Genomic DNA, 15,198 nt, shown 5'->3' on the forward strand with positions numbered 1-15,198 from the left:
TAACGCTTAGAATTAAACTACACAACACACTACAAAATGCCAAAAGACACATCCATTAAATCCGTTTTGATTATAGGTTCAGGGCCTATTGTTATAGGTCAAGCCTGTGAATTTGATTATGCAGGATCACAATCCGCACGTTCTATTCGTGAAGAGGGAATTGAGGTCATATTAATCAATTCGAATCCAGCTACAATTATGACCGATCCATCAATGGCCGATCATATTTATTTGAAACCGCTGACTACAAAATCCATTATTGAAATCTTAAAAGCGCATCCTCAAATCGATTCGGTTTTGCCTACAATGGGCGGACAAACCGCTTTAAACTTGTGTCTGGAAGCAGATGAGAAGGGAATTTGGGCTGATTTTGGAGTAAAAATGATCGGTGTTGACGTTAACGCGATCAATATTACCGAAGACAGAGAGCAGTTCAAACAGTTGCTCAAAAAGATAAACGTGCCTTCTGCACCTGCTGAAATTTGTACTTCGTATCTAAGAGGAAAAGAAATTGCTCAGGAATTTGGGTTTCCATTAGTGATTCGTCCTTCGTTTACCCTTGGTGGCACTGGAGCCGCAATTGTTTATAAAAAAGAAGATTTTAATGAACTTTTAACTCGAGGTTTAGAAGCGTCACCTATACATGAGGTGTTGATTGACAAAGCGTTAATGGGTTGGAAAGAATATGAGTTGGAATTGTTGAGAGACAAGAACGACAATGTTGTCATTATCTGTTCCATTGAAAATATGGATCCCATGGGAATCCACACTGGAGATTCGATTACAGTTGCTCCCGCAATGACATTATCGGATCGCACTTTTCAAAGAATGCGTGATTATGCTATTTTGATGATGCGCAGTATTGGGAATTTTGCCGGAGGTTGTAATGTGCAATTTGCCGTTTCGCCTGACGAAAAAGAAGATATTGTAGCCATTGAAATTAATCCTCGTGTGTCTCGTTCTTCTGCTTTAGCATCAAAAGCTACTGGTTATCCTATTGCGAAAATTGCCTCAAAACTAGCGCTTGGATATAATTTAGATGAATTGCAAAACCAAATCACTAAATCAACTTCAGCGTTATTTGAACCAACATTAGATTATGTGATTGTGAAAATTCCACGTTGGAATTTTGATAAATTTGAGGGCGCAGACAGAACACTAGGGCTTCAAATGAAATCCGTAGGTGAAGTAATGGGAATTGGACGTTCTTTTCAAGAAGCTTTGCACAAAGCCACTCAATCATTAGAAATTAAACGAAATGGGTTAGGAGCTGATGGAAAGGGATACACTAATTACGAACAAATTATCGAAAAACTGACTTACGCGAGTTGGGATCGTGTTTTTGTAATTTATGATGCAATTGCTCTCGGAATTCCGTTGAGTCGCATTCATGAAATTACGAAAATTGATATGTGGTTCTTGAAACAATATGAAGAGCTTTACACTTTAGAAAAAGAAATTTCTAATTATAAAATTGATTCTTTACCAAGGGAAATACTGCTGGAAGCCAAGCAAAAAGGATTCGCCGATAGACAAATTGCGCACATGATGGGTTGTCTTGAAAGTCAGGTTCATACACTGCGAATGGACATGAATATTAACAGAGTTTTCAAATTAGTAGATACGTGTGCAGCTGAATTTAAAGCAAAAACACCATATTACTATTCGACTTTTGAGGCTGAAATAGAAAAAGCAGACGGAACCCGTTACGTTGATAACGAAAGTGTTGTTACTGATAAAAAGAAAATTATAGTGCTTGGCTCAGGGCCAAATAGAATTGGACAAGGAATTGAGTTTGATTATTCATGTGTGCATGGTGTGCTTGCCGCCAAAGAATGTGGCTATGAAACGATCATGATCAACTGTAATCCAGAAACCGTTTCGACTGATTTTGATACCGCCGATAAATTGTATTTTGAACCTGTTTTTTGGGAACATATTTATGATATTATCCAACATGAAAAACCAGAAGGCGTTATCGTACAACTAGGTGGACAAACCGCTTTGAAATTAGCCGAAAAATTGTCTAAATATGGAATCAAAATTATAGGAACAAGCTTTGATGCTTTGGATTTAGCCGAAGACAGAGGCCGTTTCTCTGAATTGCTAAGCGAATTAGATATTCCATTTCCCCAATTTGGTATAGCTGAAACGGCTGACGAAGCTTCAGCGCTGGCAGACACTTTAGACTTTCCATTATTGATTCGTCCTTCGTATGTGTTGGGTGGTCAGGGAATGAAAATTGTAATCAACAAGCAAGAACTGGAAGAGCACGTTATTAATTTATTGAAAACAATTCCAGGGAATAAATTGCTTTTAGACCATTATCTTGATGGTGCTATTGAAGCTGAAGCAGATGCGATTTGCGATGGTGAAAATGTATATATCATAGGAATTATGGAGCATATAGAACCTTGTGGAGTGCATTCAGGCGATAGTAATGCTACTTTGCCACCGTTCAACTTAGGCGAACTTGTAATGCAGCAAATAAAAGATCATACTAAGAAAATAGCTTTGGCCTTGCGAACAGTAGGTTTAATCAATATACAGTTTGCTATAAAAGACGAAATCGTTTACATCATTGAAGCCAATCCAAGAGCATCTCGTACCGTTCCATTTATCGCAAAAGCGTATGGCGAACCGTATGTGAATTATGCGACAAAAGTGATGTTAGGTCACAATAAAGTAACTGATTTTACTTTCAACCCGCAATTAAAAGGATATGCAATCAAGCAACCGGTTTTCTCATTCAGTAAGTTCCATAATGTCAACAAAGCATTAGGCCCTGAAATGAAATCAACAGGAGAAAGTATCTTGTTTATTGATGACCTAAAAGACGATCAGTTTTATGAATTGTATTCGAGAAGAAAAATGTATTTGAGTAAGTAAAATCATTTAAGTAGCCTTCTACTTATTGGTTTTAAAAAATATTTTTTACCACAAATTGCACAAATTTCCACTAATTTAAGAGTGCGAGTTTGTGCAATTTGATTTTATAATATTTTTTTTATCATAAACTTTAAGCACTCTTTCCTAAACCATTTGGTAAAGGTCTATAGGCATAATAATGCAATACTTCTTCAATGGCTGTTGCCAAAGCTTGATTTATGGGAAGTAGAGTAGTAGCGAGTCTATTGTCTATTTGTGACAATTGCATGTAGTAATCTGTAAATACAGGAACATACAGTCCTTTACTAATTGCTTCCTCAGCGGTGTTGTAGTTTTCTTGTTGTCCTTCTTTTATTATTTTGCAAGTGGCTAAATGGAGTTAGCCATATTTATCTTTACTCGCTGCATATCCAAAAAGTCTACAAATTAAACCTCTATGTCGATAGTCACAGTAACTCCCCATATTTCTATCTATAAGAGAATACGGACGATATAAATGACAGTTGGAGTCTGATTTTTGTTAGAGTTGGAGCAACATATCTTCAGCTTCTCCATTTAAAAATAAGTGAAATGCCTAAGGTAAAACTCCAATGGCGAGGAATCTATTTCTGGAGTAGAGCAGCACTTGCCGCATCCAGCGATACAATGCAAATGCGTTTCTGACTGGAATGCTGCAATTTCTTTTTCAAGACGGTCGAATAATTCTTCAACCAAACTAACCTTGCGCTCCATAGCCATTATTTTTTTTGAAAGGTATTTTATTCTAATTTCTTACAGAGAAAATGAGGTTTTTTCTTGAATAATATTTTATAAAATATTTTAAGATAGTTATTACAGATAATTTAAGGAAAAGTTATTACAGATAATTTAAGGAAAAGTTATTGATTTTTTTTTAGTTAAAAGGAAAGTCCAAATTTTCTTAGTTTTTTAATTGATTTTAAAGCATTTACAATATTCACTTCTTTTATAGTCTCATTTTTTAAAATAGATTTCTGAACCGATTTTAAATTTGATAATTCTAAGTTGTCAAATATTTTTGTTTGTTCCCCTATGTCAATAATTTTAGTCCAATCATTTTTGGAAATCAGATTTAATCTATCATAAATTGCTTTGACATCAATAACTTCTACCTCAATTTCATTTGATAATGATTTTATAGTATCAATATTTATATTGTTTTTTTCAATATACATAAGTAGTTTATTACCTATCGCAATATCTCTACTATTAAGGTTTTTAGCTCTTTTTATTTTATTTGCAATTTCCCATGAATCAGTTGACAACTCTTTTAATTCATCAATATTCATTGTCCATTTTGAAACTCCATCCCAAAACTTATTGCCAAAACCTAAAATTTTATTGATACTTATCAAATTAGTTTCTGATTTGTTATCAATTTCTACTGTTTCAATATCTCTAATTAAAACCTGCTCGCTTGTTATGAAACAGTCAGGATTGTCATCTATCTGGATTTTGTAACTCTCATCTTTTAATAACTTCCAACTGGATTCTCTTTTGGCATATTCGGAAATAAGCGAATTATTTGAAGATTTAACCAATTGATTGTAAACAAAAACTATTAATTTTTGTAATTCGCTCATTATCCTAGTATCTACTTGTTGCTCTTCATAGATTTTCCATAAATCAACTCTATTATTAGTCAAGTAATAAAAATAAGATAATGTGTAAGCTACTGTAAAAGATTTCAAATTGGTATCTCCAATGGCATCAATATTTTTTCTTCCAAAAAGTTTATCGACGGCTTTGAAAAGAATTGCATTAGCAATTAATTTTTTATAAAAATTCTCACCAGGAAATTTATTTTTCTTTACTAATTCATTAATTTTCTTAGTATAATGAATAAAGTTTTTCTGAGCACCTTGAGAAACAAAATAGGGTTCTTGTTCCCAAATATTTATATACTTAGCAACATCAGATTTAACGAATTTCTGATTAGTTGGATTTTGTTCTTTGAATTTTCTTTGCTGAACTGGAGTTGTTAATTTGTTCAAAGATTCCTTATATTGACCATTAACACGCTCAAAATACCACAATGTTGACATATTTCTATTGTCAGGATCAATAACATATTTTTTCCTTGATAAAGATTCAATTTGAACAAAATATGGATTGTTAGAAGACAAATCTAATTCCGAAACTTTATTTTGACTGTTTGCATATCGTGCTATATTTGGAACTTCAATATTCTTTTGTTCTACATCTTTTATAACCGTTAATTTCATCTGAACAAAAACATTACTTAAATCGGCATCTTTAAACTTCTTTTGAGTATGAAATAATGATGCAGTTGTTTGACCACCGTTTACAATTTGAAAATCTAATAATTTAGTTAGATACAATTGATTATCAATAATTATTGTTTCCACATTTTCGGCAGTTGCAGTAATACCATTATTGTATGGTAAGAACATTTGAGGTTTTTCTCTTATAGTATCTCTAATACCTTTGTTGAATTTACCGGTTTGACCTAAAAACGCTCTAACATTACTTTCTAATAATTCATTAGAATATTCTTTATACAGTTTTGATAGTGCTTCTCCTGGTAATATTGCTAAATAGCATTCGTATAACTCATTATGATTAGGCATTTTTAAACATTGAATACCATGATTGCTATTTGAAATTAAATTTTTAAAGTCTATTTCAATTGGTTCTCTATTACTAGAAGATTCACTTAATTTATAAAATCTAGGAATATCCCAAACATGAACAAAAACATCTAAATCTTCGAATCCTTTTATTACTACTTTTTCCAAATCATGGTTAGAATTACCATTAATTAAGAAAAAAATATTCATTCTGTCAAAATTAGCTTTCTGTTTTATAATAATTTTTAAAAGTTGATTTAGTTCAGTCTGAGCCGGATCTATATAGTCAATATGACCTTTTAACGCAGCGTTTAAAAACTTTTTTATTTGATTTATGCTTTTGTTAAAATCATCTTTTGCGATGTTGTAATCGTAGGAATTTTTATTGAAATACGTTATAAATAAATCTAATGTTTCAAAGTAAACCTTGTTAGAATCATCTTTAAATTCATCTTTTAAGCAATAGCCATTAATTTTCCAATCAATTCTTCCTTGAGAATCAGGATTGATATAAGACAATACTCTAGCTCCTTCAGACTTACCAATAGTATCTAAAATTTCTATACAATGTTCAGTAAATTTATCTTCAAAACTAGCTCCTTCACCATCTGAATAAACCAATGCAGCCACATCAGATTGAATTGCTTCAATATAATTTTTTAATCCTCTATCCATTACTTAATTAATTCAAGAATTGATTCATTACTTACTAAAAATTGTTCAATAGCCGAAAGCTCAATACTGTATTTTGTGTCAAATAAACCAATAGGTAAATCAGAAGCTACAAGTCTTGGGAAATCTAAAGTAACCTCATAAAAATTTCTTTTTCTAAAAGCATACTGTCTCTTGTAATTCTCGAAATCTTCATCAAAATATCCCACTAATAAAAGCCTTTCGTTGAAAAATTTTATAGCATTTTGATTATTATTAATTTTTACTCGAATTTGCTCGATAATAGAATTTAAAGAAAATCCTTTGTCTTTAACTTCTTCAACAACATATAAAACCAAATATAATTTTGTCAAATTTTCACTATCTAGTTGTCTTTCACTTGATATTTTCACTTTCGGAACTTTTGATGAAGTTAACTTTACTTCAATACCAAACGAACCAAAATGAAAATCTTTATCATTATAATCTGGACCAGTCCAGCTTTCTAACAACTTATCAATTGAATATTCTTCGTCTAATAACGAATTGAAAAGTAAAAGCTCTCCAATTAATCCTTTTTGTCTTTCAATTGTAAGGCCTTGAAAATTTATTTTATCAAATAATTTTTTCCACTTTAAGACAACATTAGAAGTTTCAATTAATGCTTCATTTTCAGTTACACTTTTTGATATCTCTTCTACAATATTTTCTATAAATAGACTAAAAATATCTTTAAGCTGATTGTCTAAAAGATAAATGTTTAGTTCTTTTATTTCCTCAAATTCAAAAATTTCAATAAATAATCCTTTGAACTTAAAATTCTTAAATTCAGGAAATTTAGCATTTTTTGAAGTTTCAAATATGTATAAGTGATTACCAGTTATATGATTAGTTGCAGCAAAACATTTGAACGGTTTTACATGTTCAAGTTGCGTTTTAATAATGATTTCATCAGTAGGCACGTGACTTTCCCAAATAGATTTAATACTAACCATAATTATTCGTTTTCTGAATTATCATCATCTTCCATTGGCTCTATATCAAGCTCTTCATTTATTGTTGCTGAATAAGAAACTTGAACTTCATTATCAATTTTTGGAAAATGCAAACTATATCCAATAATTGGAATTCCGTTTTCTACATTAGTTGTACCTCTTTCATCTAAAGCATAAATCAATAGTAAACCTTTACTTTCGTTTGCTCTTCTTTCTTTTATGCTTCCTGAACCGTTTTCAACTAAATCTACTTGACGATCGACAACATCATCTATTTGATTTTTAGTGATTTTATATAATTCCGAATATTCTGTTTGATTTCTTACGCTACAAACTAATTCAATTTCTTTACCGTCGGCAGACAAACTATATTTTTGAGTATCATATTCAGTTCTGTTCTCTGGTTTCTTAATAACCCCTTTATCATATAGCAGTGCTTTTTCACTAGTATTAGAAACTATACAAATATTCCATTCTCTAATGTTCTTTTGAGCATTTTGAAGTTTTATGTAATCAGAGATTACTTGATTGTTTATTGAAGGAATATTGATTTTATAATTTTCTAAAAAATCAGTCAATAGTTCTAATTGAACATTTCTGTAAAGTAAGTATCTCGTCTTCTTTCTTTTCTGAATTATGTTCTCATTACTTGGAAAACCTAATCTTTCAAATAAGTTTTTTAAATTGTTAAAATTGTTTTGAATTGATTTTTGGTCTTTAAACAACAAATAGGTTTGTGGATTAGAACCCGAAAAAGACATTGTTATATCTTGAGCCCAAAAAAGTTTTGCAACACTAGTAATAGCTAAAAGTCCATGGTGATTTCTTACTTTTAATCTAAAATCTTTAGGTTTTAAATTTCTAGTTGTCATTTCGTCAAAATCATATCTCATTTCTTCAGTAGCCATTGTTATATGATTAAACCATTCATAAATGGTTTCTGTTGTATATAATCTACACAAATCAACATAGCCTGGTCTATACCCAAACCATCTGCCCATTTGCATTAATGAATCATACATTCTGGTTGTTCTCAAATAATAACTGGTTGACAAACCTTCTAAAGTTATTCCTCTAGCCAATCTACCTCCTCCAACTGCAATTACTGATAAACCATCTTCATACCTTGAATAATCAATTTCATCAATATTATGGTACTCTAAATTTGTTGTTGACCTTGTACCGTGAACTGCTCGAACATCAATTTTTGAAGCTGCTTTTTTTAATTCAGATTTTACACTATTCCAATCATGTAACTCAATTCTAGTATCCTTATAGTCTATGTTTTCAAGAACATTTTCAGTAGTAGGCATGAAATCATTTAAATACAACTCTTCTAATTCATTTAAAAACTTAGCATCATTACCAATGATATAATTTTTAAATTCTTTCATTCTATCATTAACTTTTAGCGCAGCTCTATCAATCCATTTTACATATAATGCAACATGAATTAACATTGAATTATGCTTCTTATCGTGTCCTCTTAATCTTCTAACAGCACAAGTAAGAATAAATGATTTCAGAGCTGTTTCAAGACTTTCTGGCAAGTATTCCGGTAAATTGTCTTTGTTGTTTTTATTGATTGTTTTAAAAAATGGTGGGTCATAATCATCAATTACTCTAAAAACATCTAATGGTTCTTTACTTTCTCCAGTCACTGGGTTTTCCAAACCAAAAATTTTAGCAGCGCCAATATAATTTTTAGGAGCTATAATGTTAATAATGAAATCTTTTGGAAATAAATCTTCTCCTATAAAATACGTTTTGCCTTTCACTACGGTAGTTAACTCATCATTAAAATCTTGTGGAATAAATAAATTAGCATAGGGTGTTGCTGTATATCCTACAAAAGTATTCTGGTCAAATACATTCAATAAAGTTCTTATTAATTTATTAATTGTTTTGATATCGTTAATATCTTTAGTTGCATTAACAGAAGCTGCATCTGCTTCATCATCAATTATTAAAGCCGGAACATCAAATAATTTAGGTTGACCATTAATCATTTTAATATTAGAATCTTTTGAAAACCAATCTATTAAATTTTCAAGAATACTTTTGTTTTTTTTAATTACAAAAACTACTGGATTCTTTCCGATTGGGATATTTAATCTGTTAGCAATACCTTGATTAAAATCACCTTCATCACCTGTTCTGTAAAAAGAAGAAGTTAGCGAATAGATGTCAGTATCAACTTTATATTTACCAACACCAATTATTTTATTTTCACCGTAATTATTTATATATGCTGAACTACTTTTACCAATATAGCCCTCATCAATGCGTTCTTGAGTTTGTCTTCTTAATGAACTAATTGTTCCAGCAATGACAATAATAACCTTATATCCAGCATCAGTAGCCTTATTTATTAATCCTACATAATTTGAGGTTTTACCTGACTGAACATGACCAACAACCATTCCTCTTCTATCCCATGAACCTGATTCTTTAGGATTATAACACTTGTCTAGAATTTTATCTGTAAAATCATCTAAATCATTGATTGGAAATGAAGGATCCTTTTCGTGCATATATGACTTATATCTACTCCATAGTTCCCAATTAATATCGTCCTTTCTTGAATAAAGCCACGGAGTAATATCTCCATTCATTTCAGTGATTGAACCTTTACCAATACTAAAATCTGCCACTAATATTTCAAATAATTCTCTTTTGTCAATTACTTGACCAACTGACGCCATTGTAGCTTCAACTCTGTCAATAATATTTAAAATTATTTCATCAGTAATATCTTCATTTTGTTTTGCATGAGATAAAAGTGTATGCGCTATTAATCTAGCCGAATTCTTTATATCGTTCATATTAAATAGTCATTTATTAATGGAAATAGATTAAATGGAGTTGAATTCATTATCTGCTGTTTAGCCAAATTTTCAGGAACTCCTTGTAGAACATAGATTTTGTACAATTCTACAGCAAGTTTGATTAAATCATCACTAGGAATTTCTGGAATACTTTCTAACTCATGAAAAGATGGATTTTCATTTTGATTATATAAAATCAATTCTAATGGAATGTTTTCTTCAATAAGCTTTAATGCTTTTGAGAAAAGTTTGTTTTCTTTATCCGAATCGAGTAATTGCTTAATAATTGGATGTTTTTTATTTATTTTATATTTTTTTATTCCTTCTCTGTTTGTCTCGTCTTTCCATAAACTTTCAAAAGATTGACTATTATTGTCAGAAGAAATTGTTTTTTGTCCTCTCCAATTATATATTTTGGCAGACTTCATAACAGCCATTTTAGCTATTCTTGCTAATTCCTTTCTTATCTCTATTGGAGGTGTTGCCGTTGATTTTTTTATATCAAGATTCCAATCAAAATCATTCGCATTCGGGAAATTTATTGCAATTCTAGCTAATTTTGAATACTCTCTCTTTTTTTCAATACCAAGCCAATCACCAGATACCAATAACCTATCGCCGCGATATATATAAAAACCTTGTTGCTGATACCAACCTAAAGGACCACCCGATTTTTCATAATCTTCATTACTAATTTTTGACATGTGAGGTAAAATAAAATATGTTACTTCAACATTATTAATTAGCACTTCTAATTGTCCCATTTCAGGCTTTGGATTCAGATTTAATAAGAATGGATTCCAAGCATCAATCTCATAAGTGTTGGTGTAAAGTTTGATTTTTTTACTTTCAATAAATCGGTGAAAAACAAGACTTAAATGCTCATTAACTGTCGCCATTTCTTGATAAAAAGCATTTTTCACAGCTTCATTTTCAACTGTTGAATTACCTACAATTCTGTCTAATAACTCCCAAATAATTAAAGTTCCGCTTATTAATTCATCAACTTTATCTAAATAAGATTCATCTGAAACATAATCTAATAAAGTCCATTCTTCTTCACTGTTTATAAAATCTATATCCCAACAACGCTTTATAGTAGCAAAACCTTCTTTCTTTGTAATAACCGTAAGTCTTTTACATTGCGAAAAAGAAGCTGTTTTTAATCCCATTCCGAATCTACCTAAGTCTTTTTCATCTCTTGTATCTTCTGGATCTTTGCTACCAGGAGTCATAGCGATTATCAACTCTTCTAAATTCATTCCTTTTCCATTATCACGAATAGAAATTACAGAATCTTTACCTTTCCATAAAAAATCAATTTCGATTTTATCAGCGTTAGCTGAGATACTATTATCAATAATATCAGCTATTGCAGTTGAAAGGTTATAACCAAAACTACGATAGGAGTTTATTGTTGATTTTGGATTTGGTTTGGCATTTTCGGCTTTGTATTGATGCATATTAATATCCAATTATTAAAATCCCTTCCAATGGAAGAACTAATCTTCCAGAAGCGTATAATGTTTCAAAAAAAGTAAGTACACTTTGAAAATCTTTATTTTTATTATAAGTATTTCTTACAGCAATTACCAAAAAATCTACTTTGTGCATCATACATGCTTGAAATAAATCTTTTAAAAATTGATAATTTGTTACTCCTCTACCAGCTTCTACCTCTATAACTGTTTTTAATTCTTCATTATAAGCATCAGCATCAAAATACTTTTCAAGCTTACCATTCATGCCAAAAAGAACAGGAACTTTTATTTTATCAATTGCTTTTTTTGAAGTTTCAACTTGATAATTTAGACTTAGTAGATTTAAAGAAACCTTTTCTAAAACGGCATTACTATTTAAGGTGAATTTTTCGGAAGAAATTAACTCTTCTTTAAATTTAAAAATATCAATAATATCTTTTAAATGAGAAGGTAGTTCTTTTCTTTTAGGGTAGTATTGCCAATTAATCATTTAATCATTTCTTTTATTTTATTAGCAATTCCCTCAGCCATCAAAACAGGCACAGCATTTCCAATTTGTTTAAAAGCAGTTGTTCTACTTTTTTCAAAAAAATAATCATCCGGGAAAGATTGAATCCTTGCAGCTTCTCTTACAGTAATTGATCTGTTTTGTTTTATGTCGGGATGGATATAATAGTGCCCATCAGCACAAATGTGCGCAACAACTGTATGAGAAATTCCTTTATGATTAACAACTTGAAATCTATTTGTGAAAGATTTTGTATTGTTGTGTTTTATTAGTCTTTCAGGTAATTCTGCATAGTTTAATCTCTTGTTGTCTTGCACCCATTTATTTACAGCTATTTTATAAATTTCAAGATCATTCGGGTTGTTTGGACGTGCAATGTGTTGTGAGGTAAAGCACACTCCATTTCTTATACCAGATTTTTCTAAATAGTTGTTAGTCTCTTTTGCATAATCTACAGCACCCCATTCTCCCTGTCCATTTTTAATTTTTGGCAGGTCTGAAAATAAATCTTTTAAGATTTCATATTGAGGTTCATTTTCTTCAAAATGGGGATATTTTAATTTTAAATTCTTTTTCCAGCCAATAATAATTACTCGTTTTCTGTCTTGAAGTACATCAAAATGTTTAGCATTTAAAACCTTTTTATCCAACTCATAACCGGCTTCTTTAACCGCCTCAAAAATTAGTTCTAAATAACCTCCATTATTTGCGGATAAAATACCTGGTACATTTTCGAATACAAACATTTTTGGTTTGTATCGTTTCAAAAATTCAACATAATATTTATAAAGGTGGTTTCTTGGGTCTTCTGTCATTCCTTTTGGATCTCTAGCTCGGCCCGCTACTGAGTATGCTTGGCATGGAGGCCCGCCAATTACCAAATCAACCTTATCTTTTCCTAATACAGAATCAATTTTTTCAAAAATTGTAGGTAGAGTTTCAGCAGATATTTCTGTGTTTATTACAGCATTTATTAAATTATCAGGTATTTTAGCCCATAATTCGTTGCGAGTTATTTTACCCTTTAAGTAATTATAATATTCTTCAATTTGGTTTTTTTCGTTCAAATAATGAAAAGCAGTTCTTGTTTTTAAAGTATCGCACGCATCACCATTCATTTCAACGTGAGCAATAGGTTCAAAACCTGCTCTAATAAATCCTTCCGATAATCCTCCTGCTCCAGCAAATAGATCTATATATTTTAATGACATTTCGTATTTTAATTTTAAATAGATTGTTTTTTTCCACTAATCGATATATTAATATCGAAATCTAAAAACCAAGAAAATTTTGATAGATAATCTAAACTACAATTAAATTTTCCACTTTCTATTTTTGAAATAGTTGATCTACTAATTTTCATAATAGATGCTAATTGCTCTTGATTGTATCCTTTCTTCTCTCTTATTTCTCGAAGAGTTTCGCCCATCTTTACTCTACAACTTGTTTGATGGCCATCAATTGTATTATTATTATTATTATTATTATTATTATTATCGCTATTTCTTTCCATTCTCATAATATTTATGCTTCAACTATTTGTCTTGTCATAATTTCTATAGCTTCTTCTTTGCTAATAATATTGCCAAATTCCCTTATTGAATCATCATCTTTATAAACACCGTTTCTATCATTCCATGATAACCAATCAATTAAATCTTGACGAGACCATGAATCTAATTCATTACTTAATGATATGCCTGTTAGTTCCATTACTTTGTAGTACGGATGTCTGTGTTTTTCTTCTTCTATGTAATTGTTCATGATATATTTTTATTATGATTGAAAAAAAATTAATGCACATTAAAGATAATTAAATTAGTTTAAAAAGTGCAATATAATGAACATTTAAAAGATAAATCCTTACTAATATTGCAATAAATAATATAAGTATTTTTCTGTCGAATTACAATAATACATAAATCCATTAAAACAAAATTACGGGAAACCGTAAATGAATGAAATAATTGAAAAATTTAGCTAATAATTTCTTCAATTGCAAAATCTGTAATTATGTAGATACCTTCTCAATTCTTTTTTCTTTACAGCGTCAATAATAATTTAAATCCTCATCTCACCACAATTTTGCGTTAGGGATTGAAGTGAAAATCCTTTTGTTTTTGAAAAAAAACAAAAGATTGTAGCGGAAAGCCCGGTCGCGGTAGCGAAAACGCCCAAAAGAAACTTATTTGAAAAAGGGCTTTGATATTTTTTAGCTACTTCCCTTTTACCTTCGCCCAAATCATCATAAAACCTTTTACAACTAAAAAGGCGACGATTCCGCCCACGAGTCCAGCTAAGAATTCGCCAACTATAGACGGTAAACCTTCAACTAAACGATGAACTTGCTCTATTTCATGCACAAATATTCCGCCAGCTACTAAAACAAGCGCGATCGTTCCTACAAAGGCAAGTCCTTTTATAATTAATGGAAGCGCTCGTATTAATAGATTACCAATAAATTTTGAAGTCGCACTTTTCTTTGCAGTTAAGATAAGACCTAAGTCGTCCATGCGCACAATAGCAGCTACAATGCCGTAAACTCCCACTGTAGCAAGCAAGGCGATAAAACTAACTACAATAATTTGCGTAGAAATGGGTTTTCCTATAACACTACCTAGCGCTATAATTACAATTTCAACGGATAATATAAAGTCAGTGACAATAGCTGATTTTATTTTGGCTTTCTCCATCGCTAGAATTTCCTCATCAGTCAAGTTGATTTCGTCCGTTGAAATTACAGCATGCTTGTGAGGCACTATATATTCGTATATTTTTTCGGCCGCTTCATAGGCTAGATAAACAGCACCTAAGACCAATATTACCGTGACAACCGTTGGTACATAATAACTTAATAAAAAGGCTAGGGGCAAAATAATTAACTTGTTATAAAAAGAGCCTTTGGTTATAGCCCATAAAACTGGAATTTCTCTAGAGGAAACAAAACCTGATGCTTTTTCGGCATTTACAGCCAAGTCATCTCCTAATATTCCCGCTGTTTTCTTAGTAGCAATTTTACTCATTACTACTACATCATCCATAAGTACCGCGATATCATCCAACAATGCAAAAAATCCTGATGCCATATATTTTAATTCTAAATTTTACTTTTCAATTCAGTTTCAAATATAGATAAAAATTTCTGTGATTAATCTCTGATTTCTCGTGCTTTACAAATTATTTATTACTCTTTTTTGTGTAAATTTTACTTCAGTCACAGCAGCATGTACCAATGAT

11 protein-coding genes are annotated in these 15,198 nt (G+C 30.8%); 1 reads left to right on the forward strand and 10 read right to left on the reverse strand.

What is annotated here, in order from left to right:
- The first annotated feature begins 36 nt into the window (after positions 1–36).
- Positions 37–2,889 carry a carbamoyl-phosphate synthase large subunit gene (gene carB / locus RCH18_RS02280; RefSeq protein WP_326935144.1) on the forward strand — a complete coding sequence of 951 codons (2,853 nt, stop codon included), beginning with the start codon at positions 37–39 and terminating at the stop codon, positions 2,887–2,889.
- Between the two features lie 130 nt (positions 2,890–3,019).
- Here carB and RCH18_RS02285 read toward each other — a convergent pair whose 3' ends face one another.
- The 10 genes from RCH18_RS02285 to RCH18_RS02330 all read right to left on the reverse strand — a co-directional run bounded on the left by RCH18_RS02285 (position 3,020) and on the right by RCH18_RS02330 (position 15,047).
- Positions 3,020–3,157: a hypothetical protein gene (locus tag RCH18_RS02285; protein WP_326935145.1), complete on the reverse strand. Its 138-nt coding sequence runs from the start codon at positions 3,155–3,157 to the stop codon at positions 3,020–3,022.
- Between the two features lie 628 nt (positions 3,158–3,785).
- Positions 3,786–6,173, reverse strand: a complete 2,388-nt coding sequence (locus RCH18_RS02290) for an AIPR family protein (protein ID WP_326935146.1) — start codon at positions 6,171–6,173, stop codon at positions 3,786–3,788.
- A complete protein-coding gene (locus tag RCH18_RS02295; RefSeq protein WP_326935147.1) occupies positions 6,173–7,144 on the reverse strand; it encodes a PD-(D/E)XK motif protein in 972 nt (323 codons plus the stop codon). The genes RCH18_RS02290 and RCH18_RS02295 overlap by 1 nt, the downstream gene beginning before the upstream one ends.
- A gap of 2 nt (positions 7,145–7,146) precedes the next feature.
- On the reverse strand, positions 7,147–9,969 hold the full coding sequence (locus tag RCH18_RS02300) for a Z1 domain-containing protein (protein ID WP_326935148.1): 2,823 nt from the start codon (positions 9,967–9,969) through the stop codon (positions 7,147–7,149).
- A complete protein-coding gene (locus tag RCH18_RS02305) occupies positions 9,966–11,435 on the reverse strand; it encodes an ATP-binding protein (protein ID WP_326935149.1) in 1,470 nt (489 codons plus the stop codon). The genes RCH18_RS02300 and RCH18_RS02305 overlap by 4 nt, the downstream gene beginning before the upstream one ends.
- 1 nt (position 11,436) lies before the next feature.
- Entirely contained in the window at positions 11,437–11,943 is a 507-nt protein-coding gene (locus RCH18_RS02310; RefSeq protein ID WP_326935150.1) for a hypothetical protein, read from the reverse strand.
- Positions 11,940–13,172: a DNA cytosine methyltransferase gene (locus RCH18_RS02315; RefSeq protein ID WP_326935151.1), complete on the reverse strand. Its 1,233-nt coding sequence runs from the start codon at positions 13,170–13,172 to the stop codon at positions 11,940–11,942. Before RCH18_RS02315 ends, RCH18_RS02310 begins: the two co-directional genes overlap by 4 nt.
- Positions 13,173–13,186: 14 nt before the next feature.
- Positions 13,187–13,474, reverse strand: a complete 288-nt coding sequence (locus RCH18_RS02320; RefSeq protein ID WP_326935152.1) for a helix-turn-helix transcriptional regulator — start codon at positions 13,472–13,474, stop codon at positions 13,187–13,189.
- 11 nt (positions 13,475–13,485) lie between these two features.
- Positions 13,486–13,725 carry a hypothetical protein gene (locus RCH18_RS02325; protein ID WP_326935153.1) on the reverse strand — a complete coding sequence of 80 codons (240 nt, stop codon included), beginning with the start codon at positions 13,723–13,725 and terminating at the stop codon, positions 13,486–13,488.
- 452 nt (positions 13,726–14,177) lie between these two features.
- The gene (locus tag RCH18_RS02330) at positions 14,178–15,047 is read right to left on the reverse strand and encodes a DUF808 family protein (protein WP_326935154.1); all 870 of its coding nucleotides are present in this window, start codon (positions 15,045–15,047) and stop codon (positions 14,178–14,180) included.
- Between the last annotated feature and the right edge of the window lie 151 nt (positions 15,048–15,198).

The sequence above is a fragment of the Flavobacterium sp. PL11 genome (genome assembly GCF_035985025.1).
GTDB lineage: Bacteria > Bacteroidota > Bacteroidia > Flavobacteriales > Flavobacteriaceae > Flavobacterium.